At 44.9% G+C, this 23,462-nt stretch carries 23 protein-coding genes; 15 read left to right on the top strand and 8 right to left on the bottom strand.

What is annotated here, in order from left to right:
- Window positions 1–50: 50 nt before the first annotated feature.
- Window positions 51–1,481 (top strand): bifunctional D-glycero-beta-D-manno-heptose-7-phosphate kinase/D-glycero-beta-D-manno-heptose 1-phosphate adenylyltransferase HldE, encoded by a 1,431-nt coding sequence (gene hldE, locus L3V35_RS20525; protein ID WP_054547829.1) that lies wholly within the window; start codon window positions 51–53, stop codon window positions 1,479–1,481.
- A gap of 129 nt (window positions 1,482–1,610) precedes the next feature.
- Here hldE and tolC read toward each other — a convergent pair whose 3' ends face one another.
- Complete coding sequence (gene tolC, locus L3V35_RS20520; RefSeq protein WP_065207219.1) at window positions 1,611–2,921, bottom strand: outer membrane channel protein TolC; 1,311 nt, start codon at window positions 2,919–2,921, stop codon at window positions 1,611–1,613.
- Window positions 2,922–3,148: 227 nt separating this feature from the next.
- Here tolC and nudF point away from each other — a divergent pair, with 227 nt between their 5' ends.
- From nudF to parC, 6 genes are all read left to right on the top strand, one after another.
- The gene (gene nudF / locus L3V35_RS20515; RefSeq protein WP_065207220.1) at window positions 3,149–3,778 is read left to right on the top strand and encodes an ADP-ribose diphosphatase; all 630 of its coding nucleotides are present in this window, start codon (window positions 3,149–3,151) and stop codon (window positions 3,776–3,778) included.
- A gap of 4 nt (window positions 3,779–3,782) precedes the next feature.
- Complete coding sequence (locus L3V35_RS20510) at window positions 3,783–4,223, top strand: DUF1249 family protein (protein ID WP_237300552.1); 441 nt, start codon at window positions 3,783–3,785, stop codon at window positions 4,221–4,223.
- Window positions 4,224–4,283: 60 nt separating this feature from the next.
- The gene (cpdA, locus tag L3V35_RS20505) at window positions 4,284–5,108 is read left to right on the top strand and encodes a 3',5'-cyclic-AMP phosphodiesterase (RefSeq protein WP_065207221.1); all 825 of its coding nucleotides are present in this window, start codon (window positions 4,284–4,286) and stop codon (window positions 5,106–5,108) included.
- A 1-nt stretch (window position 5,109) separates the two neighbouring features.
- Window positions 5,110–5,715 (top strand): esterase YqiA, encoded by a 606-nt coding sequence (gene yqiA / locus L3V35_RS20500; RefSeq protein ID WP_171314917.1) that lies wholly within the window; start codon window positions 5,110–5,112, stop codon window positions 5,713–5,715.
- A gap of 239 nt (window positions 5,716–5,954) precedes the next feature.
- A complete protein-coding gene (gene parE / locus L3V35_RS20495; protein ID WP_017077669.1) occupies window positions 5,955–7,835 on the top strand; it encodes a DNA topoisomerase IV subunit B in 1,881 nt (626 codons plus the stop codon).
- Between the two features lie 3 nt (window positions 7,836–7,838).
- Window positions 7,839–10,097: a DNA topoisomerase IV subunit A gene (gene parC, locus L3V35_RS20490; protein ID WP_114632969.1), complete on the top strand. Its 2,259-nt coding sequence runs from the start codon at window positions 7,839–7,841 to the stop codon at window positions 10,095–10,097.
- A gap of 126 nt (window positions 10,098–10,223) precedes the next feature.
- Here parC and degS read toward each other — a convergent pair whose 3' ends face one another.
- The 3 genes from degS to zapG all read right to left on the bottom strand — a co-directional run bounded on the left by degS (window position 10,224) and on the right by zapG (window position 13,384).
- On the bottom strand, window positions 10,224–11,288 hold the full coding sequence (gene degS / locus L3V35_RS20485; RefSeq protein WP_029224735.1) for an outer membrane-stress sensor serine endopeptidase DegS: 1,065 nt from the start codon (window positions 11,286–11,288) through the stop codon (window positions 10,224–10,226).
- Between the two features lie 158 nt (window positions 11,289–11,446).
- Window positions 11,447–12,802, bottom strand: a complete 1,356-nt coding sequence (locus L3V35_RS20480) for a Do family serine endopeptidase (protein WP_065207222.1) — start codon at window positions 12,800–12,802, stop codon at window positions 11,447–11,449.
- Between the two features lie 126 nt (window positions 12,803–12,928).
- Entirely contained in the window at window positions 12,929–13,384 is a 456-nt protein-coding gene (gene zapG / locus L3V35_RS20475) for a Z-ring associated protein ZapG (RefSeq protein ID WP_102539550.1), read from the bottom strand.
- A gap of 219 nt (window positions 13,385–13,603) precedes the next feature.
- Between zapG and zapE the strand changes: the two genes are divergently transcribed.
- From zapE to sspB, 8 genes are all read left to right on the top strand, one after another.
- Entirely contained in the window at window positions 13,604–14,707 is a 1,104-nt protein-coding gene (zapE, locus tag L3V35_RS20470) for a cell division protein ZapE (protein WP_017077674.1), read from the top strand.
- A gap of 246 nt (window positions 14,708–14,953) precedes the next feature.
- Window positions 14,954–15,382 carry a 50S ribosomal protein L13 gene (gene rplM / locus L3V35_RS20465; protein ID WP_010434689.1) on the top strand — a complete coding sequence of 143 codons (429 nt, stop codon included), beginning with the start codon at window positions 14,954–14,956 and terminating at the stop codon, window positions 15,380–15,382.
- 15 nt (window positions 15,383–15,397) lie between these two features.
- Window positions 15,398–15,790, top strand: coding sequence for a 30S ribosomal protein S9 (gene rpsI, locus L3V35_RS20460; RefSeq protein WP_004740758.1), 393 nt, complete (start codon window positions 15,398–15,400; stop codon window positions 15,788–15,790).
- 331 nt (window positions 15,791–16,121) lie between these two features.
- A complete protein-coding gene (gene petA / locus L3V35_RS20455; RefSeq protein WP_017072804.1) occupies window positions 16,122–16,712 on the top strand; it encodes a ubiquinol-cytochrome c reductase iron-sulfur subunit in 591 nt (196 codons plus the stop codon).
- A complete protein-coding gene (locus tag L3V35_RS20450) occupies window positions 16,712–17,977 on the top strand; it encodes a cytochrome bc complex cytochrome b subunit (RefSeq protein WP_004729830.1) in 1,266 nt (421 codons plus the stop codon). The genes petA and L3V35_RS20450 overlap by 1 nt, the downstream gene beginning before the upstream one ends.
- Window positions 17,974–18,711 carry a cytochrome c1 gene (locus L3V35_RS20445; RefSeq protein ID WP_054547824.1) on the top strand — a complete coding sequence of 246 codons (738 nt, stop codon included), beginning with the start codon at window positions 17,974–17,976 and terminating at the stop codon, window positions 18,709–18,711. Before L3V35_RS20450 ends, L3V35_RS20445 begins: the two co-directional genes overlap by 4 nt.
- A gap of 97 nt (window positions 18,712–18,808) precedes the next feature.
- Window positions 18,809–19,444, top strand: a complete 636-nt coding sequence (gene sspA / locus L3V35_RS20440) for a stringent starvation protein SspA (RefSeq protein ID WP_010434700.1) — start codon at window positions 18,809–18,811, stop codon at window positions 19,442–19,444.
- A gap of 6 nt (window positions 19,445–19,450) precedes the next feature.
- Entirely contained in the window at window positions 19,451–19,945 is a 495-nt protein-coding gene (sspB, locus tag L3V35_RS20435) for a ClpXP protease specificity-enhancing factor (protein ID WP_017087501.1), read from the top strand.
- Between the two features lie 91 nt (window positions 19,946–20,036).
- Here the strand turns inward: sspB and L3V35_RS20430 are convergent, their stop codons facing one another.
- Genes L3V35_RS20430 through L3V35_RS20415 form a run of 4 tightly spaced genes read right to left on the bottom strand, consistent with a single transcriptional unit; the run spans window position 20,037 to window position 23,454 of the window.
- A complete protein-coding gene (locus L3V35_RS20430; RefSeq protein ID WP_004729818.1) occupies window positions 20,037–20,642 on the bottom strand; it encodes a BON domain-containing protein in 606 nt (201 codons plus the stop codon).
- Window positions 20,643–20,658: 16 nt separating this feature from the next.
- Window positions 20,659–21,249, bottom strand: a complete 591-nt coding sequence (locus L3V35_RS20425) for a phosphoheptose isomerase (protein ID WP_004729817.1) — start codon at window positions 21,247–21,249, stop codon at window positions 20,659–20,661.
- A 2-nt stretch (window positions 21,250–21,251) separates the two neighbouring features.
- Window positions 21,252–21,650 (bottom strand): YraN family protein, encoded by a 399-nt coding sequence (locus L3V35_RS20420; protein WP_065207225.1) that lies wholly within the window; start codon window positions 21,648–21,650, stop codon window positions 21,252–21,254.
- A complete protein-coding gene (locus L3V35_RS20415) occupies window positions 21,637–23,454 on the bottom strand; it encodes a penicillin-binding protein activator (protein ID WP_065207226.1) in 1,818 nt (605 codons plus the stop codon). The genes L3V35_RS20420 and L3V35_RS20415 overlap by 14 nt, the downstream gene beginning before the upstream one ends.
- Window positions 23,455–23,462 lie beyond the last annotated feature (8 nt).

Raw genomic sequence — 23,462 nt, 5'->3', positions numbered from 1 at the left:
TGTAATCAGTGTGCTAGACTCTAGCCAGATTTGATTTTTGGAGATCAATAATGAAACCAATTCTACCTGACTACAGCCAATCAGGTGTTCTTATTGTCGGTGATGTAATGCTTGATCGTTACTGGTATGGTCCAACTGGCCGTATTTCACCAGAAGCACCTGTACCCGTTGTGAAAGTAGAAAATAACGAGGAGCGCCCTGGTGGTGCTGCCAACGTAGCAATGAATATTGCTTCTCTTGGTGGTCATGCTCATGTCGTTGGTTTAACTGGTAAAGATGAACCCGCTGAGGTGTTAAAAAACACCTTAGGAGCGCTCAATGTTAAGTGCGACTTTGTTGAGTTGGACGATTACCCAACTATCACTAAACTGCGAGTAATGAGCCGAGGTCAACAGCTGATCCGTCTTGATTTTGAAGACAAATTCGAGAACACGGATCCTGAGTTAGTTCTGTCTCGCATGGAACAAGCGCTTCCTAATGTACGTTCGGTGATCCTATCTGATTACGCAAAAGGTGCCTTGGAGCATGTGCAAAGTTTTATTCAAAAAGCACGCGCAGCAAAGGTTCCGGTATTTATCGATCCGAAAGGTGCTGATTTAGAGCGATACCGTGGTGCAACTTTGCTTACGCCAAATATGGCTGAGTTCGAGCTGGTTGCAGGTAAGGTCAAATCAGAAGAAGATCTTATCGAGAAAGGCATCGCCTTGATCGAAAAATACGACTTTGAAGCTTTGTTAGTGACTCGCAGCGAGCATGGTATGACGCTACTTCGTAAAGATCAGGCGCCATTCCACTTGCCGACTCAAGCGAAAGAAGTGTATGACGTGACAGGCGCGGGTGATACGGTGATCTCGGTACTCGCGGCTTCTGTTGCTGCTGGTAAGCCACTGGATGAAGCGTGTGCATTAGCGAACGCTGCTGCAGGTGTGGTAGTTGGCAAACTTGGTACATCGACGTTGTCTACGATTGAATTAGCGGAAGCGATTCATGGTAGCCAAGACACTGACTACGGCGTGATCTCTGAAGCGGCACTGGTTGAAGCGGTGAAGCGTGCTCGTGCGAAAGGCGAGACAGTGGTTATGACCAATGGCTGCTTTGATATTCTGCATGCCGGCCATGTTTCTTACATGAACCACGCGGCTGAGCTGGGTGATCGTTTGATCGTTGCAGTGAATACCGATGAATCAGTCAAACGTTTGAAAGGTCCAGGTCGCCCTGTGAACCCAACTGATCGTCGTATGGCGGTATTGGCTGGCTTAGGCGCTGTTGATTGGGTGGTTCCGTTTTCTGAAGATACACCTCAACGTTTGATCTCTGAGGTTCTACCAAGCATTCTAGTGAAAGGTGGTGATTACAAACCTGAAGAGATTGCTGGTGGTGAAGAAGTGATCGCGGCTGGTGGTGAAGTGAAAGTACTTAACTTTGAAGATGGTTGCTCTACGACTGAAATCATTAAAGCGATTAAAGGTGGTCGAGGCTAACTTTTAGCCTTCTCGTTTTCTAGTCTCAAGGCTTAACCTTTGAGTTAGGCTGAGAATTAGCTTTCAATAGATAATAAAAATGCCGCTCAATGAGCGGCATTTTTGTAACGGTAACTGAGTAATTAAGAATTACTTACTTGCTACTTTTAGACCTGCGTTTACATCAACGATGTCTTGTTCGCTTAGCGTACCGACGGCTTGACGAAGCTGAAGCACACTTAGGATGTAGTTGTAACGAGCATCTGAAAGGTTTTTGTTCGCATCGTATAGACGACGAGTCGAATCTAGTACGTCAACGATAGTACGAGTACCGACATCAAAACCTGCTTCTGTTGCTTCTAGAGCAGACTGAGCAGAGACAACAGACTGTTCGTAAGCGCGTAGAGCGCCGATCGAAGCTGTGATGTTGTTATTGAATGCACGAACGTCTTTTACAACGCTACGATAAGTGGCTTCTAGATCTTCACTTGCTGCAACGTAGTTGTATTCAGCCTGTTTAGTCAAAGAAGTTGTATTACCACCCGTATATAGAGGTACAACTAAGTTCAAACCTAGGTTTAGGTTATCTTGGTCGTAATTATTTGAGCTATTTGATTGATCCGCAAGAGAGTAACTACCATCTAACGTCAAGCTTGGTAGGTGACCAGAACTTGCTAGTGTGATGTTATCTTTCGCTACATCTTGAGAAATACGAGATGCTAAAAGGCTCAGGTTCTTTTGCTCTGCTTGTTCAACAAGTGCTGCTGCAGATTCAGAAGATTTGCTTGCTGAGAAACGATCAGTGTCTAGGATGCTTAGGTTAGAGTGTTCCTGACCTGTAATCTCACGTAGACCTTCGTAGTTATTAATCAGAGTGTTCTCTGCTAAAACTTCATCAGCTAAAACGCCATCGTACTGAGCTTGCGCATCATGTACATCGGTGATTGCTGAAAGACCTACTTCAAAGCGCTGCTTTGTTTGTTCTAGTTGACGAGCAACAGCGGCTTTTTCTGCACGAACAAATTCTAGGTTATCTTGAGCTCGAAGTACTTCAAAGTATGCCGTTGCTACACGTAGGATCAAAGCTTGTTGCTCTGCCGCGTACGCTGAATCAGATTGGCGAGCAGTTTTCTCTGCCGTATCTAGCGTGATCCATGAAGAGCGTTGGTAGAGCTCTTGAGAAAAGTAAATCCCAGCTCCCCATTGGTTATTGTCATTGTTTTTATCGCTTAAATCACCACGGTTGATATCGTAGTTAGCTCTTAAATCAATTTGTGGTAGCAAATCACTACGGCTTGACGTTACTGCTTCAAAAGCGGCATCGCGCTGCGCTGCGGAACGAAGAAGTTGTGGATCGTTCTGTTTTGCTTGGTCGTAAACTTCAGCTAGCGTATCAGCAAAAGCTGATGAACTCAGGCTGCCGATTGCTGCACTGATAAATAGTGGAAGCAGTTTTTTCATTTTCCTATTCCTGCCTTTAATGGAATTTTCTTCAAAAGAGTTTAACCCAGTTTGGTGGTAATTTACTCGAAACTTTGCACTTTTTTACATTTAACTATCCACTTGTGCAATATTTATTTTTTAAAACTTAACTTTAATTATAAATTTTATATAAAAAGTTGAACCTTATCCTTGGTAGTTAACTCGGACAATGAGTAAACTATAAAGATCACTTAGTGAGGTACCAAATGCAACAGTATGACAATCAACGACATGAGTTTACTCCTCAAGATGTGGAAATAGTCTCAAAAGAGACGCTGTTTCGTGGTTTTTTCAAAATGGTTAAATACACATTTAAACATAAGCTGTTTGAGGGGGGCTGGAGCCAACCAATAGAGCGCGAGATGTTTGAACGTGGACATGCTGCCGCTTTGTTACCTTATGATCCTATTCGTGATGAAGTGGTGATCGTTGAACAGATCCGTGTTGGTGCTCTAGAGCATGAGAACCCATGGCAATACGAAATTGTTGCTGGGATTATTGATACCGATGAATCACCACAAGATGTCGCCCGACGTGAAGCGATGGAAGAAGCGGGCGTTGAAGTCGGATCTGTATTGCCTATCACTTCGTATTACCCTTCATCTGGCGGTTGTTCAGAAAAGCTCGACGTATTTGTTGGCTGTGTTGATGCAACGACAGCCAAAGGGGTACACGGATTGGACTACGAAGGTGAGGACATTCGTGTACAAGTTATGAGTCGCGAAGCGGCTTATCAGTTGGTAAAAGACGGTGTGTTTGAAAATGGTGCCACGATCATTGCGCTACAGTGGCTACAATTGAACTACCAAGAATTACAGTCAGAGTGGATAGATTAACGTCATGCCAGATATAGCAGTCAAAAAACCGTATCACGTTGATCTTGCTGAATTGATGCGAGTTTACGAGACTAACTATGCCAAACTTAACGCTCTGTTACCGGTTGGGCATGAGGTTGGTGACGTTCGCTGTTACCAAGCCGTTAATATGGTGTATCAATTGACAGTGAATGAGGTCACAAAATACACCACTTTAATAGATATATGTCAGAGTGACGCGATGCCAGTGTTTCCTTTGCCAAAAATGTCTGTCAGGCTATATCACGACGCTCGAGTTGCAGAAGTGTGCGCTAGCGGGGATTTTTCGCGAGTCAAAGCGAAATATGACTACCCCAACACTAAGCTTTTGCAAAAGGACGAGAAATTTCAATTGAATAAATTTCTTGGGGAATGGTTAACGTTTTGTTTAAAAACGGGTATCAGCCGAACCCCAATTGCCTTTTAATTGAACCTACTTAAACAACACTTTTAAAGTCTAAACAGTAACGTATCTGGATTTGTTATTTTGGAATTATCACACACTTCAAAATTTGATGAGAGCACTATTAAGCTTGTGCAGCTAACGGACACGCATTTATTTGCGCCGAGCAATGGCAGCTTATTAAGCATCAACACTCAAGATAGCTTTCGTGCTGTAGTCGATGGTATTGTTAGTCAGGGCTTTGACTATCAAGCGGTTCTAGCAACTGGTGATATCTCTCAAGATCACAGTGCTGAGTCGTACCAGAAATTTGAGTCAGGGATAAAGCCTTTGGAAAAGCCATGTTACTGGCTACCCGGGAACCATGACTTCAAGCCTAATATGGGCAGTGTTTTACCATCACCACAAATACAGTGTGTTGAGCATGTCTTGCTAGGCGATAACTGGCAGATGGTTATGCTGGACTCGCAAGTGGTGGGTGTACCTCACGGGCGCCTTAGTGATCAACAGATTGACCTACTAGAACAAAAGCTGACTGAATTCCCTGAGCGTAACACCTTGGTTTTGCTGCACCACCACCCTTTACTGGTCGGTAGTGCGTGGCTTGATCAACATAACCTGAAAGATGCTGAGCAGTTTTGGGATGTGGTTCAACAGCACACCAATGTGAAAGCGGTACTTTGTGGTCACGTTCATCAAGATATGAATCGCAATCATCATGGTGTACAAGTCATGGCAACTCCATCGACTTGTGTTCAATTCAAACCAAACTCGAACGACTTTGCGGTTGATACTTTATCTCCAGGCTGGCGAGAGATTGAATTGCACCAAGATGGAACGGTAACTACGCAGGTTCGCCGCTTGCCTAATGGGCAGTTCTCGCCAGACTTTGATGCAGGTGGTTACTAATATGCCGGACCTTAATCAGCAAACCGCTAAGCCATCGCTGCTTCTTTATATTCACGGTTTTAACAGTTCATCACGTTCTCACAAAGCGAATGTGATGGCGGATTACTGTGTGGAGCATCGCGCTGATATTAAAGTCGTAACGCCTCAACTACCGAGCTTCCCTCAGCAAGCAGCTCTGCATTTACAGCAGCTGGTGGAGCAATATAAAGATCAATATCAGATCGCGTTAGTCGGTAGCTCGTTGGGTGGCTATCTTTCAACATGGTTAAATAGCCACTATGGTTTCAAGGCGGTGGTTGTAAATCCAGCCGTGAAGCCGTATGAGCTTCTGGCTGATTATTTAGGTGAGCAAGTAAACCCATACACAGATGAACGATATGTACTGGAAACAAAGCATATCGATGAACTGAAGGCGTTAGAGGTTCCGGCTATCGCTAAGCCGAGTGACTTCTGGTTACTTCAGCAAACGGAAGACGAAGTTCTGGATTACCGACAAGCGGTAGAGAAGTACCAAGGTGCGACACAGACAGTAGAAGAGGGCGGGGATCATAGCTTTGTTGATTTTGAACGTTACCCACAACAAATCGTCACTTTTCTAAACCTCTAATCTGTTTCATCAACAGAGTGATTTTCTCTTGTTTGCCTGTTATTTCATCTATCAATGGTGAAATATCATAGTTTGATGTCTTAGTTTTTGAACTAGCTTGACATCATTACTCAGCTTCCAGACTATATTCCCCAATACTTCGCTCGTTCGCTCTACTATGAAGGTTCATAGTAATGATTCTGCTTTAGTGAAACTAGAGCCAGCGAACAGACGCAAACTTTTTGAGTAAACTCCGTATTATGACTGAACAATATAATGCAAAAGACCTCGAGGTACTTGAAGGTCTCGATCCCGTGCGACACCGCCCGGGAATGTATACAGAGACAGAAAGACCAAACCACCTTGCCCAAGAAGTCATTGATAACTCGGTCGATGAAGCACTAGCGGGACACGCTAAGAAAATTAAAGTTGTGCTTCATGCTGACCAATCGTTAGAAGTTACCGATGATGGCCGTGGTATGCCGGTTGATATCCACCCTGAAAAAGGCATCTCGGGTGTTGAGCTGATTTTAACTAAGCTCCACTCAGGCGGTAAATTCTCAAACAACAACTATAAGTTTTCAGGTGGTTTGCACGGGGTAGGTATCTCGGTGGTAAACGCGCTGTCAAAACGTGTTGAAGTAACGGTTCGCCGTGACGGTCAGGTACATGAAATCGCCCTTGAGGGTGGTCATGCCGTAACTGACCTTACGGTTACGGGCACTTGTGGTCACCGCAATACCGGTACTACCGTGCATTTCTGGCCAGATCCAAAATACTTCGATAGCTCTAAGTTCTCTGTTTTACGCCTTATTAATAACTTGCGAGCTAAAGCCGTACTTTGCCCTGGTTTAGAAATCACCTTTATCGACAAGGTTGGTGGTGAAGAGCATAAATGGTTCTATGAAGATGGTCTAAAAGACTACCTTGCTGAAGGTGTGAAAGGTTATACCTTATTGCCTGAAGAACCTTATGTTGGCGAATTCGTTGCTGAAACGGAAATGGCGAACTGGGCGATCATTTGGCAGCCTGAAGGCGGTGATATGATCACCGAGAGTTACGTGAACTTAGTACCAACTAAGCAAGGTGGTACGCACGTAAACGGTCTTCGCCAAGGTCTGCTTGATGCGATGCGTGAGTTCTGTGAATTCCGTAACCTGTTGCCTCGTGGCGTTAAGCTAACGGGTGATGACATCTTTGACCGTTGTTCTTACGTTCTATCGGTGAAGATGCAAGATCCACAATTTGCAGGTCAAACAAAAGAGCGCTTATCTTCTCGTCAAACTGCTGCGTTTGTTTCTGGTGTAGTGAAGGATGCTTTCAGCTTGTGGCTGAATGAAAAGCCTCAGCTAGCAGAATTACTTGCAGAAGCTTGTATTGCTAACGCACATCGTCGTATGCGCGCAAGCAAAAAGGTTGTACGTAAAAAGATTGCTTCTGGTCCAGCACTGCCGGGTAAGCTAACCGACTGTTCGGTTCAAGATTTAAGCCGTACCGAAATCTTCTTCGTGGAAGGGGACTCGGCAGGTGGTTCTGCTAAACAAGCACGTGATCGTGAGTTCCAAGCGGTTATGCCACTTCGCGGTAAGATCCTAAATACGTGGGAAGTGTCAGCAGACCAAGTATTGGCTTCACAAGAAGTACATGATATTTCAGTTGCTCTGGGTATCGACCCAGATAACGATGATTTGTCGGGCCTGCGTTACGGTAAGATCTGTATCCTTGCCGATGCGGACTCGGATGGTCTTCATATCGCGACACTGCTATGTGCACTATTTACTCGCCATTTCCATGCTTTGGTTGAAGCGGGTCATATCTATGTGGCAATGCCTCCTCTGTATCGTATCGATTGCGGTAAAGAAGTGTTCTACGCACTCGATGACTCAGAGAAAGATGGGGTACTTGAGCGACTATCGCAGAAGAAAGCCAAAATCAACGTGCAACGATTTAAAGGTCTGGGTGAAATGAACCCACTTCAGTTACGTGAAACCACTATGGATCCAAATACTCGTCGCCTTGTTCAATTAACGATTGATGACAACGACGCGACCAACGAGATGATGGACATGCTGCTTGGTAAGAAACGTGCAGATGATCGCCGTACATGGCTACAGACTAACGGTGATATGGCCGAGGTATAATGGATGTCTAACGAAATTACATATGATGGCGTTGAACAGTTGCCAATGCGCAAGTTCACCGAAGATGCCTATTTAAATTACTCAATGTACGTGATCATGGATCGTGCATTGCCGTATATCGGTGATGGCTTGAAGCCAGTACAGCGTCGTATTATCTATGCGATGTCTGAGCTAGGCCTATCCGCGGCATCGAAATATAAAAAATCAGCTCGTACCGTTGGTGACGTTCTAGGTAAGTACCACCCACACGGTGACTCTGCTTGTTACGAAGCGATGGTACTGATGGCGCAACCCTTCTCTTACCGCTACCCATTGGTGGATGGTCAAGGTAACTGGGGTGCACCGGATGACCCGAAATCGTTCGCTGCGATGCGTTATACCGAAGCAAAACTGTCAAAGTTTGCGGAAGTTCTGCTCGGTGAATTAGGTCAGGGAACCGTTGATTGGCAACCCAACTTTGATGGCACGATGAAAGAGCCTCAGATGTTGCCTGCACGCCTTCCTCATATCTTGCTTAACGGCATCACAGGTATTGCGGTTGGTATGGCGACCGACATCCCGCCTCACAATGTACGTGAAGTGGCGAACGCGGCGATTCATTTGATTGATACGCCGAAAGCTGAACTTCCAGATGTGATGGGTTTCATTCAAGGCCCAGATTACCCGACAGAAGCTGAAATTATTTCGCCTAAGTCGGACATCGAAAAGATCTACCGTACAGGCCGTGGCAGCATCAAGATGCGCGCGGTGTGGCACAAGGAAGGCTCTGATATTGTTATCACGTCTTTACCTCATCAAGTGTCAGGTGCGAAGTTACTTGAGCAAATCGCTAACCAGATGCGAGCTAAGAAGCTGCCTATGGTTGACGATCTGCGTGATGAATCTGATCACGAGAACCCAACGCGTATCGTCGTAGTTCCTCGCTCGAACCGTATCGACTGTGACCAACTGATGAGTCACCTATTCGCTTCGACTGATCTCGAGAAAAACTTCCGCGTTAACTTGAACATGATTGGCTTAGACAATCGCCCTCAAGTGAAAGGCTTAGTTCAAATCCTGAAAGAGTGGATTGAGTTCCGTCGTACAACGGTTCGCCGTCGTTTGCAGTACCGTTTAGATAAAGTACTGGCACGTTTGCACATCTTAGAAGGCTTACTTGCCGCTTATCTAAATATTGATGAAGTGATTGAAATCATTAGAACAGAAGATGAACCATGTCCTGTTTTGATGAACCGTTTCAACATTTCTGAAATTCAAGCCAATGCGATTCTCGATATTAAACTTCGTAACTTAGCTAAGTTAGAAGAATTTAAAATTCGAGCTGAGCAAGAAGAGCTTGAAGCTGAACGTGAAAAGCTTGAAAAACTACTAGGTTCAGAGCGTCGCTTGAATACGCTGATCAAAAAAGAAATCCAAGCAGATGCAGATAAATATGGCGATGATCGCCGCTCACCGTTGATTGAACGTGCTGAAGCAAAAGCGCTAACAGAACGTGACTTAGTTCCAAGCGAACCAATTACGGTTGTGCTTTCTGAGAAAGGTTGGATTCGTCATGCTAAAGGGCATGAAGTTGACGCTGAAGGCTTGAACTACAAATCAGGTGATAAATTCTTAGCAAGCACTAAGGGTAAGAGTAACCAACAAGCGGTGTTCCTCGGCAGTGATGGCCGAAGCTACTCCCTTGAATCTCACTCACTGCCATCGGCGCGAAGCCAAGGTGAGCCAATTACAGGTCGCTTGAACGTCAGCCCTGGTACGTCTATTCGCCAAGTGGTGATGGGAGAGAATGAACAGCTGTGGTTAGTCGGTTCTGATGCGGGTTATGGTTTTGTTTGTAAAGGTAGTGATTTACTGTCTAAGAATAAGAGCGGTAAAGCGTTAGTTAACTTGCCTCAAGCTTCAGAAGTGATGTTGCCAAGCCCGATTGCTGACTTGGACACTAACCAGATTCTGGCGATTACTAACCAAGGTCGTATGTTGTTGTTCCCGATTAAAGACCTACCTCAGTTGAGCAAAGGTAAGGGTAACAAGATCATCAATATTCCTTCTGCGAAAGCAAAAGAGCGTGAAGAGTTTGTCTCGCATCTAATGGCTATCCCTGAGAATGCAACGCTGACTATCTACGCGGGTAAACGCAAGCTTGGCTTGAAACCTGCGGATCTTGAAAACTTCCGTGGTGAACGTGGTCGTCGTGGTGGTTTACTGCCTAGAGGGTTGCAGCGAGTTACTCGCATTGATATCGATGAGCCAAGTGAATCATAGGCGACTATGTTAGTTTGATGCCATGATCGGATAAAAGAAAACCCAGCCTGAGAGCTGGGTTTTTTGTATTTGTATTTTACAGTTTGAGTTCAAGTCACCGCGTTATATGGAACTATAAATATATAATTACAGGCGAGTATCTTCAGCAATCGTAACCTCAAGAGTTTTACTCTCTCCTTGGCGCAATATGCCAACATCAATGACAGTGCCTGGTCGCAAATCAGTAACGATGTCCATCACGCTTTGTCGACCGTTAATTTGGGTGTTGTTGATGCTGACAATGATGTCTTGTGCTTCAAAGCCTGCATCCGCAGCAGGGCCGTTAGGATCAATACCCAGTACGACAATGCCGCCAATGTTCTTGTTTCCAAGCAAGCGCGACGTTACTGAATTGATATCTTGCCCGTCAATACCAATATATCCACGAATCACACGACCATCTGCGATGATCTTCTCCATGATTTTATTAGCAAGTGGGTAGGGGATAGCAAACGAAATACCGTAGGTTTCCATATCGGTTGCTTGTTGGAAAGAAGCCGTATTAATGCCGACCAGTTCGCCTTGTGAGTTGACGAGTGCACCACCAGAGTTACCTTCATTGATTGCCGCGTCTGTCTGGATAAAGGCTTGATGACCATCGGCACTAATTGAAGAGCGACCGGTCGCCGAAATAATACCAAAGGTTGTGGTTTGGCCTAGATTGTATGGGTTACCGATAGCCAGTACTACGTCGCCTACGTTTGCTTTGTAATCTTGGTTCAGTGGAATCACAGGTAAGTTGTCACCGCTGACTCTGAGTATCGCGATATCGGTGCGCTTGTCTGAACCGACAAGCTGCGCTGCGGCTACTCGTCCGTCTTGAAGTGCCACGACGATTTGGTCAGCTTGAGCAACAACGTGGAAGTTGGTAATGATGTAGCCTTTTTCGCTGACAATGACTCCGGACCCCAAGCCTTGAGTCAGCAGCTTGTTACGATCGCTTTCTGCGTATTTACGGCTATAAATATTTACCACAGCAGGTGCCGCTCGGCGTACCGCTTGGTTAAATGAAATCTGAAGAGAGGCGATATTATCCACTTTAGGGATAGTGACGTCTGAAACAATGCCTGATCTTAAGCTCGGAAATGCGAGAAGAATAAGCGCCGCTGAAACAAGTCCAAGGGAAATAGAACGAAATAGAAAGGACAGCATGTTTCCCTCTTCAACAAGTAAGGTATGGAGCATCCGTCAATGGATGACTGACTTGATTACGAGTGAAGCATAGCATTTTGATTGATCTAAAGAAAAGGGAGACTGAGTAAGTTTAAAGCAAACTTACTGAGCCTCCCTGTAATTGCGCTGACGTATGACTATCGAATAACTAGATAGATAGTCCTGTCGCCTCTTTGGATATTAAGCGCCAACACGCCAGGTTGTTTTTCAAGAATCTTTCTAAATTCAGCAAGGTTCTTAACGGATTGGCGGTTTACCCCGATGATGATGTCATCTTTAAGGAGTTGATAGGCTTCTGCTGGCGAACCTTGAGCGACACTTGATACCTTGACGCCTGTCGTTGAGTCGCTGTCGGTTGTGTTGGTGAGCTCTGCACCGGCAAGTCCTTCATGGAGCTTTTCAGCTTGTGTCTTACTATTGGTGGATTCACCCAGAGTTACATCAAAGGTCTTATTCTTTCCGTCACGAACGACACCAAGTTCGATCTGTTTACCTGCGCCGAGGGTTGCGACTTTGGCTCTTAACTCGCTAAAAGTATCAATGCGCTTACCATTTATAGAGACAATGACATCGCCCGCTTTCAGTCCGGCTTTGTCCGCAGCACTGTCGGGTACAATTTGGCTAACAAAAGCACCTTTGCTGGACTCATAACCAAGCGCTTCCGCCAATTCAGAGGTCACCTCTCCGCCTTGAACACCCAGCATACCGCGTTTTACTTCACCGAAATCGAGAATTTGTTCTGTCAGGTTTTTCATCATATTGGATGGGATTGCAAAGCCGATACCGACATTGCCTCCGTTAGGGCCAAGGATAGCCGTGTTGATACCAATCAGCTCACCGTTGAGATTCACTAACGCACCTCCAGAGTTACCACTGTTGATAGCTGCATCGGTTTGAATGAAGTTTTCAAAGTTCTCTAGATTTAGGCCGCTACGACCGAGAGCAGAAACGATCCCGGATGTCACGGTTTGACCGAGTCCAAATGGGTTGCCGATAGCGACACTGAAATCACCGACTCTTAACTTGTCGGAGTCTGCAACTTTTATCTGGGTAAGGTTCTTGGCTGTTTCGAGTTTTAATAGCGCGATATCCGACATCTGGTCGCCGCCGATGAGCTCGGCATCGTACTCTCGACCATCATGAAGTTTTACTTTGATATCGTCGGCACCATTGATGACATGGTAATTGGTAACAATATGGCCTTTCTTGGCATCAATGATCACACCAGAACCTAGCCCGCGGAATGGGCGTTCTCGTGTTTGTTCTGGACCAAAAAAGAATTGAAATTGTTCAGGGATTTGCTGACGTTGTACCTGTTTGCCTTCTACGGCAATACTAACCACAGCGGGGGTCACTTGTTCAAGCATAGGTGCAAGGCTTGGTAATTGTTCATTACCCACACTTAATGGCAGTGCGGCCGTTGCTTGAATGGGGGTGATGATTGAACTTAAGCTTAAAGTCAGTACCGATAAAGCAAGCAAAGGTTTTTTCATCATAAACTCCTCTCTAGTTTAGGTCTTAACCCTCTTATACGTTTAATAAGTATGAGAAGTTTCAAATGACCTGAGTGAAAGTTATGACTCAAAAACCTTTGTAAAGTTCACAGAAGTGTTAAATGTTTACGATGCTTTTGCTGTTACAACATCGGGAGCATCCATGATTTCTTTCTTCTGCTCTGTAAATAAACCCGTTGCGCCATTAGCGTAATCTTTCGGTTGTTCTTCAAGTGTCGCCTCTTTAACTGAAGGCTTGTCTTGTGATTTGTCCGAATGGGCTGCGGCTGTTTTCACAAATGGATTATCTTGCTCTGGCAAATTAGGGATCAGCTCTGAGCTTGTTTTTTCCATGTGTTGGTACAGTTTTGTGTAGTCCTTACCTAAGGTGTCCAACATTTCTGCTGATTTCGCAAAGTGGTCAGCTAGCTCTTGTCGCTGCTGTTCAAGGGCAAACTTTGCGCTATCTAATTCTTTCTGTACGTTCTTTTGTTTTTTGTATTCAGGTGTCATGAGACGAGAAACAGCGACCCCTAAAATAACTCCGACTAGTAAACCGGCAACGGCATACATCCAAGGCATAACAGCTCCTTATTATTGTTTTTTAACATGTTTGTTACTGCTTAGTTACACGTGATACGGCTCCATGGTACTATGAGAAAGCCGCAGTATAAAGAGAAATGCGTGTGCGCTAGTTAGCAGTTTGATGCTGCATTTTTCACCGCATAGCGACATATCTCGTACTGTTTGGGCTCATTTTTATTTGCTGTCTGATATTGCTTTCATTGTGGAAATGTCGTCATGAATCCCATTAAAAAATACGAACAAGATATAAAAGAACATGGATTTCAAAGAGATCCAGCACAAGAGCAAGCCGTTAAATCTTTAGATGAACTCTTTCATCAATTCCAAGATTACATGAATACGCCTATTCCTCAACTGACTCGATTCCAGAAATTAATGGGCAAAAAGCCAGAACTGCCAGAGCCACCAAAAGGCCTCTATTTTTGGGGTGGCGTCGGGCGCGGTAAAACGTACTTAATGGATACGTTCTACGATGCCTTACCGACCACAAAAAAAATGCGTGTTCATTTTCACCGCTTTATGTATCGAGTCCATGATGAGCTAAGGGCGCTAGGTAATGTTAGCGACCCGTTGCCTTTAGTCGCAGATAAGTTGAAAGAAGAAGCGGATATTATCTGTTTTGATGAATTCTTTGTTTCAGACATCACGGATGCCATGATCTTAGGCACTTTGTTCCAAGAGTTATTCGCTCGCAACGTTATCTTAGTCGCGACCTCTAATATTCCACCTGCGGATTTGTATCGTAATGGGTTGCAGCGAGCTCGCTTCTTACCCGCTATTAAGCTTATTCAAGGCAATTGCCATATTCTTAATGTCGATAGCGGAATCGATTATCGTCTTCGTACGTTAGAACAGGCTGAGATCTATCATTACCCGCTGGATAGCCAAGCGAACATCAACCTCGAAACATATTACGCGCAGCTCGTTGGTGAAGATAAAGAGAAACTCAAACAGATTGAGGTCAATCACCGTCAACTTGATGTAGTCGAAGCAAGCGATGGTGTATTACACGGCACGTTTGCTCAGCTTTGTCAGTCGGCTCGCAGCCAGAATGACTATATTGAACTGTCTAGGGTTTATCACACGGTTCTGCTGGCTGATGTGTTGCAAATGGGCGCGACTTCAGATGACGCAGCAAGACGCTTTATTGCTTTAGTTGATGAGTTCTATGAGCGTAACGTGAAATTGATTATTTCAGCGGAAGTGGAGCTAGAAAAGCTGTATACCCATGGTCAGTTAGAATTTGAGTTTAAACGTTGTCAGTCGCGTTTAATCGAAATGCAGAGCCATGAATATTTGGCAAAAGAACACTTAAGTTAGCTTTGATTATCTCGAATAAGAAAGAGAATTAAAAAAATCGTGATTTTGTTCAAAAAGAGGTGATTTTTTCTTCGCTCTTCTCTATAATCCTGCGACCTACCGTTACTGCGGGCCTCTAGCGATGAGTAAAATCACGTTATGCCAAGAGTTTTCCAACACTCGAAGGGGTGATGATGGTAACTCTTAGACAGTGGGAATACGCGAGTATTCCTTAAGTGTAAATTTTTTAAATAGGTAATTATTAGCATGAAAACTTTCGTTGCTAAACCAGAAACTGTAAAACGCGACTGGTATGTTGTAGACGCTGAAGGCAAAACTCTTGGCCGTCTAGCAAGTGAAATCGCTTCTCGCCTACGCGGCAAGCACAAAGCAGAATACACTCCTCACGTAGACACTGGTGATTACATCATCGTTGTTAACGCTGAGAAAGTAGCTGTGACTGGTAACAAAGCTAAGGGTAAGGTTTACTACCGTCACTCTGAGTTCCCAGGTGGTCTTAAGACTATCACTTTTGAAAAGCTAATTGCTAAGAAACCAGAAATGGTTCTTGAACTAGCAGTTAAAGGTATGCTTCCACGTGGTCCTCTAGGCCGCGCGATGTACCGTAAGCTTAAAGTATACGCTGGTACTGAGCACAACCATGTTGCTCAACAACCACAAGTACTAGACATCTAATTGGGGATTAAGACAATGGCAGAGAATCAATACTACGGCACTGGTCGTCGCAAAAGCTCAGCAGCTCGTGTTTTCATCAAACCAGGCTCTGGTGAGATCGTAATCAACAAGCGTAGCCTTGATGTTTACTTCGGTCGTCCAACTTCTCGTATGGTTGTTAAACAACCTCTTGAGCTAGTTGAACTAACTGAGAAACTTGACCTTTACATCACTGTTTCTGGTGGTGGTATTTCAGGTCAAGCTGGCGCAATCCGCCACGGTATCACTCGTGCTCTTATGGAATACGATGAAACTCTACGTCCTGCTCTACGTGCAGCTGGCTATGTTACGCGTGACGCTCGTTGCGTTGAACGTAAGAAAGTTGGTCTACGTAAAGCACGTCGTAAACCTCAATTCTCTAAGCGTTAATTTTTCCTTACCGAAAAATACACGCGACCAGTTTTATTACTGGAATTGTGGTTCAAAGCTCGGCTATATGCCGGGCTTTTTGTCTTTCTGGCTCCCGCTAAACGCTTCCCCCTCCTCGTTTTATTCCTAAATTCTTATATTTTGAAAGCTTTTGTAACCCAATGTGCGCTTTGCCTCATGATTGTTACAAAAAGGTAGCTTTATCTTGTCAAAAAGTAGGGTTTTATTTATCATTTGCCGTCAATAAATAGAACTAAATACATATTTTGTTAGCCATGCTCTTTAATCGGAATTATTTCAATCCATAAGGAGCAAATGGGAGAATGTTTGGATGAGCAACGCGCCTTTAAATAACGGTCGCAGGCGTTTCTTAACCGCAACAACAGCCGTTGTTGGTGGTTTGGGAGCAGCTGCTGTAGCCGTGCCTTTTATTAAATCATGGAACCCGAGTGCCAAAGCGAAAGCTGCGGGCGCGCCGGTGGAAGTGGAAGTCAGTAAGTTAGAACCGGGACAAATGGTTCGTGTCGAGTGGCAAGGTAAACCTGTATGGGTTGTACGCCGTGCTGAGTCGGTACTAGAGAACCTAAAAGCGATCGGTGGTCAACTTCGTGACCCTCAATCTGAAACTGAACAACAACCAGACTACGCACAGAACGAGTTTCGTTCAATTAAGCCGGAGTTCTTCATTGCTGTTGGTTTCTGTACGCACTTAGGTTGTTCTCCAACTTACCTGCCAGATTCTTTTGCAGAACAAGTTCAGGGCGTTAAGTCTGGTTTCTTCTGTCCTTGTCATGGTTCAAAGTTTGATATGGCAGGTCGAGTATTCCAAGGCGTACCAGCCCCATTGAACCTTGTAGTGCCAAAGCATATGTATTTGAGTGACACTAAGATCATGATCGGTGTGGACGAGGGAGACGCATAATGCAAGGATTGCTTGATTGGGTAGAAAAACGTCTACCCGCAATGAATGCTTATAAAAAGCATTTATCTGAATACCCAATGCCTAAGAACTTTAACTTTTGGTACCTTTTCGGTTCTTTGGCAATGTTGGTACTGGTTAACCAAATCCTTACAGGTATTTGGCTAACAATGAACTACGTTCCGTCTGGTGATGGCGCATTTGCATCTGTTGAATACATCATGCGTGATGTGGAATACGGCTGGTTACTGCGTTACATGCACTCGACAGGTGCTTCGGCATTCTTCGTGGTTATCTACCTGCATATGTTCCGTGGTCTAATCTACGGTTCTTACCAAAAGCCTCGTGAGCTACTTTGGCTCTTCGGTATGTTGATCTTCTTAGTGCTTATGGCTGAGGCTTTCATGGGTTACTTACTACCATGGGGTCAAATGTCTTACTGGGGTGCTCAGGTAATCATTTCTCTGTTTGGGGCGATTCCTGTTATTGGTGATGACCTAACGCTTTGGATCCGTGGTGATTACATCATCTCAGGTGCAACGCTGAACCGTTTCTTCGCACTGCACGTTATTGCTCTACCAATTGTACTTCTGCTGCTTATCGTACTTCACGTACTAGCACTGCACGAAGTGGGTTCGAATAACCCAGACGGTATCGAGACTAAGCTTCCTAAAGGCACTATGGGCGACGACTACAAAACTCAGTTCCCATTCCACAAGGATTACACTAAGAAATACGACATCATTGACTCTGTTCCTTTCCACCCATACGGGACGGTGAAAGATATGGTCGGTGTTGCTGGTTTCCTATTCTTGTTCTGTTACGTGCTGTTCTTTAACCCAGAGATGGGTGGGTACTTCCTTGAGCCGCCTAACTTTGAAGCTGCTAACCCACTGAAAACACCTGAGCATATTGCTCCAGTTTGGTACTTCACGCCGTTCTACGCTGTACTTCGTGCTGTTCCTGATAAGCTGATAGGTGTAGTTGCAATGGGTGCATCTATTGTTGTGCTATTCCTACTGCCATGGTTCGACCGTTGTAAAGTGCGTTCTTACCGTTACCGTAGCAAACTGCATTTGATTAACATCATCCAATTCACAATAAGCTTTATTGCGCTTGGTGTACTTGGTGCGCTTCCAGCAACGCCAACGTATACGCTACTGGCTCAGATCTTTAGCTTAGGTTATTTCATGTTCTTCGTTCTACTGTGGTTCTACAGTAAAAATGAAGCAACGAAACCATTACCAGAAAGGGTGACATTCAAATGAAAAAGTGGATTGTAATTTTATTTGCTATGTTGCCGTCACTGGCGATGGCAGCGGGTGCAAGCGTACCATTAGACAAAGCAAACAATGATTTAACAGATAAAGCCTCATTGCAAAATGGCGCTAAGATGTTCATGAACTACTGTTTTGCTTGTCACTCAACGCAGTACCAGCGTTATGAACGTGTTGCGAATGATTTAGAGATCCCTGTAGATCTAATGAAGGAAAACCTGATTTTCGACCCTGAAGCGAAAATCGGTAGCTTGATGGTTAATGCTATGCCCTCTGATCAAGCGGCAAGTTGGTTTGGTGCTCCGCCGCCAGATCTAACTTTGGTTGCTCGTGTTCGTGGCGCAGATTGGCTATACACGTACCTTCGTACCTTCTATGAAGACCCATCTCGTCCGTTTGGCGTGAACAACATTGTTTTCCCAAGTGTCGGTATGCCGCACGTTCTTGAAGAGCTGCAAGGTATTCCAACACCAATCTACGATACTCATATGGTAGATGGCGAGGAAGTGACTACTGTTGTTGGCACTGAAACTGACGGTTCTGGTGAATTAAGTGCTGGTGAATACGACGAAGCAGTTCGTGACCTTGTTAACTTTTTGGTTTACTCGGGCGACCCAGTTCAACTTGAGCGTCATGCAATGGGTTGGTGGGTAATGGCCTTCTTAGTAATCTTCACTATCATCGTGATTTTGCTGAAGAAAGAGTATTGGCGTGATGTGCACTAATTATGCTATAATACCGTGCTAATTCCCAAATTATGTTAATGTTCAATGGAGGCTTTAGGCCTCCATTGTTTTTATTTAAAGTGTACTGGAGGGCTCCATGGCTGTAGCTGCCAATAAACGTTCTGTAATGACTCTTTTCTCAAGTGCTTCTGATATGTATAGCCATCAGGTGCGCATTGTTCTTGCTGAAAAAGGCGTAAGTGTTGAAGTTGAGTTGGTTGATGAAAAAAATCTACCAGCAGAGCTTGTTGAACTGAACCCGTACAAATCAGTACCTACTCTTATTGATCGTGAGCTTGCTTTATATGACTCAAAGATCATTATGGAGTACTTAGATGAGCGTTTCCCTCATCCACCGTTGATGCCTGTATACCCGGTTGCTCGTGGTAATAGTCGTCTAATGATGTACCGCATTGAGCGTAACTGGTATTCAGTTGCAGAGAAGATCGTTAAAGGCAACGCTGAAGAGTCTGAAGCAGCTCGCGTTAAACTGCGCAACGACCTACTGACTCTTGCTCCTATCTTCGCTGAGTATGAATACTTCATGAGCGAAGAATTTAGCCTAATTGATTGTTACCTAGCTCCGCTACTATGGCGTTTACCTGAGCTTGGTATCGAATTAATTGGCCCTGGTTCTAAAGAGCTTAAGATTTACATGAACCGCGTATTCGAACGTGATTCATTCCTAGCTTCTCTAACTGAAGCTGAGCGTGAGATGCGACTCGTTCGCTAAGCGTTTATGGATATTTCAAATATGACTCCACGCCGACCATATATGCTTCGTGCATTTTATGAATGGCTGGTTGATAACGAATTAACTCCACACCTTGTTGTTGAAGCAACATTACCGGGTGTAAGAGTTCCAGAAGAGTTTGTTCAAGATGGTCAGATCATTCTGAACATCGCGCCTCGTGCGGTTGGACAACTTGAACTGGGTAACGAAGCTGTGACGTTTAGTGCTCGCTTTAGTGGTCGTCCACACTCTGTGATCGTGCCGCTTTACGCAGTACAAGCGATTTATGCTCGTGAGAATGGTGCTGGTACCATGTTTGAACCTGAAGAGGCTTACATGGAATCTTTTGAAGAAGGGATTGAAGAAAGTCCTTTTGAAGAACAAGAGAAAGGCCCATCTTTGAGCGTAGCAACGGCAGACGTAGATGCTGAAGAGCCTGACTCAGATCCTGAGCCTCCTCGTCCAGCAAAAGGTCGCCCAAGCCTTCGTGTTATCAAATAACGTTAGCTAAATAACGACTCAAATAAAAAAGCAGCGACTCGTCGCTGCTTTTTCTTTTCTGCTAAATAGCATTTAATTGGTTGGCTTAAGGCTAGTTAACGGCCGTCTCTTCTTCGCCATATTCAAACGCTCGAATCACCTGCTTTACGCCTGAAACATTACGCGCAACTTCTGTCGCGATATCAGCATGCTCTCGAGAGACTAACCCAAGTAAAAACACCTCTGAATCTTCAGTGATGACTTTAACCTTGATACCGTTGAGATCAGCGTTTGCTAGAAGGGCTGACTTCACCTTGGTAGTAATCCAGCTGTCATTACTAATGGCACTGATGGTCAATGGCTCTTTTACTCGCACCTGATTATGGATGCTTTCTACACCTGCCACTTCTTTGGCTTGGTTTTCAAACGCGCGACGCTCTGAGTCAGTGGTTGCTTGCCCCATCAATACAACCGAACCTCGGTAAGAGCTCGCTGTGATACGAACGTTGCCACGATATGGCTGCTTGTTGGTGATGGCTGCGACTTCAAATTCGATATTGTTATCGTTCCAGATTTGTTTGGTGGTTCGTGTGTCAGTGACTAAGTTCGCTGTGGTTGCAGCACCAGCAATGAAAATGCCAGCACAACCAGACAGGGACAGTGTAAGTAGCGAAACACTAATCAGCTTAAACAGCCTCATAGAGGTTAATGATTTCATTGTGATGCTCCGTATATCACTCTTCGTGAGCAGGGAAGAGTACTTGATCGATTAGGTCACATAGGCAATGCAGTGTCACCATGTGTACTTCATGAATGCGTGCTGTACGGTGTGAAGGGATACGAATTTCTACATCGTGTTCGCCAAGTAAGCCTGCCATCTCACCACCATCTTTACCCGTAAAGGCGATGATCGTCATGTCACGTGTTACCGCTGCTTCCATCGCTTTGATGATGTTTTTGCTGTTACCGCTAGTAGAGATAGCCAGTAAAATATCGCCAGTTTGACCAAACGCACGTACCTGCTTAGAGAAGATCTCTTCGTAGTGATAGTCGTTGGCTACTGCCGTTAGCGTGGTGTTGTCTGCTGTGAGAGCCATTGCTGGGAGGCTAGGGCGCTCTGTTTCAAAGCGATTAAGTAGGCACGATACAAATTGCTGAGCATTCGACGCCGAACCACCATTACCACAACAAAGAATTTTGTTTCCGTTAAGCAAGGTCGCAACCATTGCTTGAGCGGCATGCGTGATTGCGTCTGGCAGTGCTTCTGCAGCCGCAATTTGGATCTGAATACTTTCTGTAAAACTTTCTTTAATGCTGTCTAGCATGTTTATCCTTGGGTAATCGCGTTTTGAATCCAGTCGATATTGTCATTCGGCCCTTCTATGGCAACGATATCAAACCTGAAATCTGTAGAGTGCACCGACAAGCCTTGCTGCATAAGCCAAACATTGGCTGTTTTGAGCAGCTTCTGTGACTTCTTTGCTGTCACCATTTCGGCGGCATGTCCGTAGCGGGTTTGCTTGCGGTATTTTACCTCAGCAAACACAACCGTGTTGTTATGGCGCATTATAAGATCAATCTCGCCACATTTAGCTATGAAGTTTTCTTGAATTAACGATAATCCGTGGCCAACTAAAAAATTTTTAGCCACGGTCTCGTATTTATCACCCACTTGTTTGTGGGTGATTGTTGGTTTGGACAGGAACTTTCGGCTAAAAAGCCCCATGCTCTGCCCAGCTGATTTCACGTTGAACAACACAGTTGTTGTCGATGGTTAACACGCCGGTTTCACCTGGAATGCTGTAACCCTGTACGGCTTTCATCTGTGGCAATGCATCCATAAGGTAGTAGGCATCCATCCCCAGTGCTTGCAGACGTTTTTGGCCGTTTGAATGTGCAGGCCATAGGTCGTTTAGCTCTTTGTTAAGTTCGTTCTTGCTCTCAACCAATAGTGGGATGTCACTGTAGAACACACCCGTTAGATCTTCGTACTGCTTGTCACCGCTGTTGCTGCGTGAGTTTGAGAACAAGGCTGGTTGGTCAGCATCTGGATTAATCGCGACTTCAATGAAAGGCTTAATCAACGTAAGCTCTGAGTTCTTCGCCACAATGTAAACAGAGTCGATATCACGACGGCTGCGCGGTTCAGTTTCTAGGTCTAGGTTAAGTAGCCCGTCCATTTGAGCGATACGTTGTTGGCTCTCTTGTAAGCCGAATACCTGATTCACGTTGCGCTGAAGTTGGCGCTTGTCAGAGAATAAGGTAATCGCGACTTCGTTGTTGCTGTATTTTTTCCACTCTTTCTCAAACGCTTGCTTAACGCGGTCACCTAAACGCCCTTTTGGCGCAAGAATAAGCGGGTACTTGTAGCCTTGAGCAAAAAGGTGTTTCGCTGCCTGAGCGACTTCTTGCTCTGGCGATAGAGCGAGATAGCAAATATTGGTATCAGGTTCTAGCTGCGTCGGAATATTTAGAGCTAAAGCTGGAATCGAATTTTCGTGGTTTTTCTGCGCTTGCTGAAGCTTGGTAATATTGCTCTTAATCAGCGGGCCAACGATGAAATCTACCTTGTTCTCTTCCAGTGTCGCTTTAATTTCAGCAGCACTTTGTACGTTGGTGTCCATAACCGTTAGCGTTGCGTTTTCTTCGCGCTCTTTGTCATTCATCATCGCAAAGATGAAACCATCACGCACAAGCTGTGCTTGCTTGCCGTACTTCCCCGTGAGCGGCAGTAATAGCGCAGTGCTGGTTGGTTTGCTGATCTCTAGCGCCAATATGTCAGTGATCGCCTGAGGTGTGTAGGTTGCTGCAGGATGACGAGGGTTCTCAGCCAGCCAATCAGACAGGGTTTTCTGTAGGTCTGGAAGGTTAGAGTTCAGCGTCTTCATATAAATAGCCAGTTGTAACCAACCTGCTAGAACGTCTTCTGTCGGAGAAGTCTTAAGTTCTAGAATCTCATATTGAGAGTAGCTATTCAGGTTCTGCCAAATACGGTCGGCAGTTATCTGTTGGCTTTCGTCATCAGCGTCTACGTATTCTGAATAAAGGACTAACTCACGGCTTGCTTCGAAATACTCGTTTTGCATTTCAGAAATGTTAGCGCGTAGCTCGTGATAATCTTTCCACTGCTCGTTCGGAAGCTTCCACCAAGGCTGAAAGTTCAGCTGGCTGTACGCTTGCTGTGGTTGCGAGTTATTCACCAGCAGTTGAGCGCGAGCTAATTGCCATTCTGCTTGTTGAATTTCACTCAGCTCTTGTTTGGCTAAGCGCTTGATAAGCAGAGTCGCTTGATCGGTTTTTCCAGCTTGCACAGAAGCCTTAAGTGCCATGATTAACCAGTCGTTTTGTAGACTTCCTTTGCTACTATCCGCCTGCATCATGTAACTTTCAGTTGATTGCGCTGGATCTAGTGTAATATCAACACGCGTTGGTGCTTGAGGACCTGAAGAACAAGCCGCCAATGTAATTGCTAATGCAATTGGAGTTAGTAAGCGTGGTACACTGAGTCTCTTATGGTTCATCGTTGCCATGAGTTCTT

Origin of the sequence: Vibrio sp. L5-1 (assembly GCF_021728315.1) — a bacterium.
In the GTDB taxonomy this organism is placed as follows: domain Bacteria; phylum Pseudomonadota; class Gammaproteobacteria; order Enterobacterales; family Vibrionaceae; genus Vibrio; species Vibrio splendidus_K.
Note: the sequence above shows the minus strand (reverse complement) of the source record. Positions and strands in the feature narration are given on the sequence as shown.

Coding starts and splice junctions, on each gene's coding strand:
- L3V35_RS20425 (WP_004729817.1), bottom strand. CDS start 21,249: ATGCTAGACAGCATTAAAGAAAGTTTTACAGAAAGTATTCAGATCCAA.
- yqiA (WP_171314917.1), top strand. CDS start 5,110: ATGCCGGACCTTAATCAGCAAACCGCTAAGCCATCGCTGCTTCTTTAT.
- L3V35_RS20415 (WP_065207226.1), bottom strand. CDS start 23,454: ATGGCAACGATGAACCATAAGAGACTCAGTGTACCACGCTTACTAACT.
- rpsI (WP_004740758.1), top strand. CDS start 15,398: ATGGCAGAGAATCAATACTACGGCACTGGTCGTCGCAAAAGCTCAGCA.
- rplM (WP_010434689.1), top strand. CDS start 14,954: ATGAAAACTTTCGTTGCTAAACCAGAAACTGTAAAACGCGACTGGTAT.
- sspA (WP_010434700.1), top strand. CDS start 18,809: ATGGCTGTAGCTGCCAATAAACGTTCTGTAATGACTCTTTTCTCAAGT.
- sspB (WP_017087501.1), top strand. CDS start 19,451: ATGGATATTTCAAATATGACTCCACGCCGACCATATATGCTTCGTGCA.
- L3V35_RS20510 (WP_237300552.1), top strand. CDS start 3,783: ATGCCAGATATAGCAGTCAAAAAACCGTATCACGTTGATCTTGCTGAA.
- L3V35_RS20430 (WP_004729818.1), bottom strand. CDS start 20,642: ATGAAATCATTAACCTCTATGAGGCTGTTTAAGCTGATTAGTGTTTCG.
- parE (WP_017077669.1), top strand. CDS start 5,955: ATGACTGAACAATATAATGCAAAAGACCTCGAGGTACTTGAAGGTCTC.
- hldE (WP_054547829.1), top strand. CDS start 51: ATGAAACCAATTCTACCTGACTACAGCCAATCAGGTGTTCTTATTGTC.
- L3V35_RS20480 (WP_065207222.1), bottom strand. CDS start 12,802: ATGAAAAAACCTTTGCTTGCTTTATCGGTACTGACTTTAAGCTTAAGT.
- L3V35_RS20450 (WP_004729830.1), top strand. CDS start 16,712: ATGCAAGGATTGCTTGATTGGGTAGAAAAACGTCTACCCGCAATGAAT.
- L3V35_RS20445 (WP_054547824.1), top strand. CDS start 17,974: ATGAAAAAGTGGATTGTAATTTTATTTGCTATGTTGCCGTCACTGGCG.
- zapE (WP_017077674.1), top strand. CDS start 13,604: ATGAATCCCATTAAAAAATACGAACAAGATATAAAAGAACATGGATTT.
- parC (WP_114632969.1), top strand. CDS start 7,839: ATGTCTAACGAAATTACATATGATGGCGTTGAACAGTTGCCAATGCGC.
- tolC (WP_065207219.1), bottom strand. CDS start 2,921: ATGAAAAAACTGCTTCCACTATTTATCAGTGCAGCAATCGGCAGCCTG.
- petA (WP_017072804.1), top strand. CDS start 16,122: ATGAGCAACGCGCCTTTAAATAACGGTCGCAGGCGTTTCTTAACCGCA.
- zapG (WP_102539550.1), bottom strand. CDS start 13,384: ATGCCTTGGATGTATGCCGTTGCCGGTTTACTAGTCGGAGTTATTTTA.
- L3V35_RS20420 (WP_065207225.1), bottom strand. CDS start 21,650: ATGGGGCTTTTTAGCCGAAAGTTCCTGTCCAAACCAACAATCACCCAC.
- degS (WP_029224735.1), bottom strand. CDS start 11,288: ATGCTGTCCTTTCTATTTCGTTCTATTTCCCTTGGACTTGTTTCAGCG.
- nudF (WP_065207220.1), top strand. CDS start 3,149: ATGCAACAGTATGACAATCAACGACATGAGTTTACTCCTCAAGATGTG.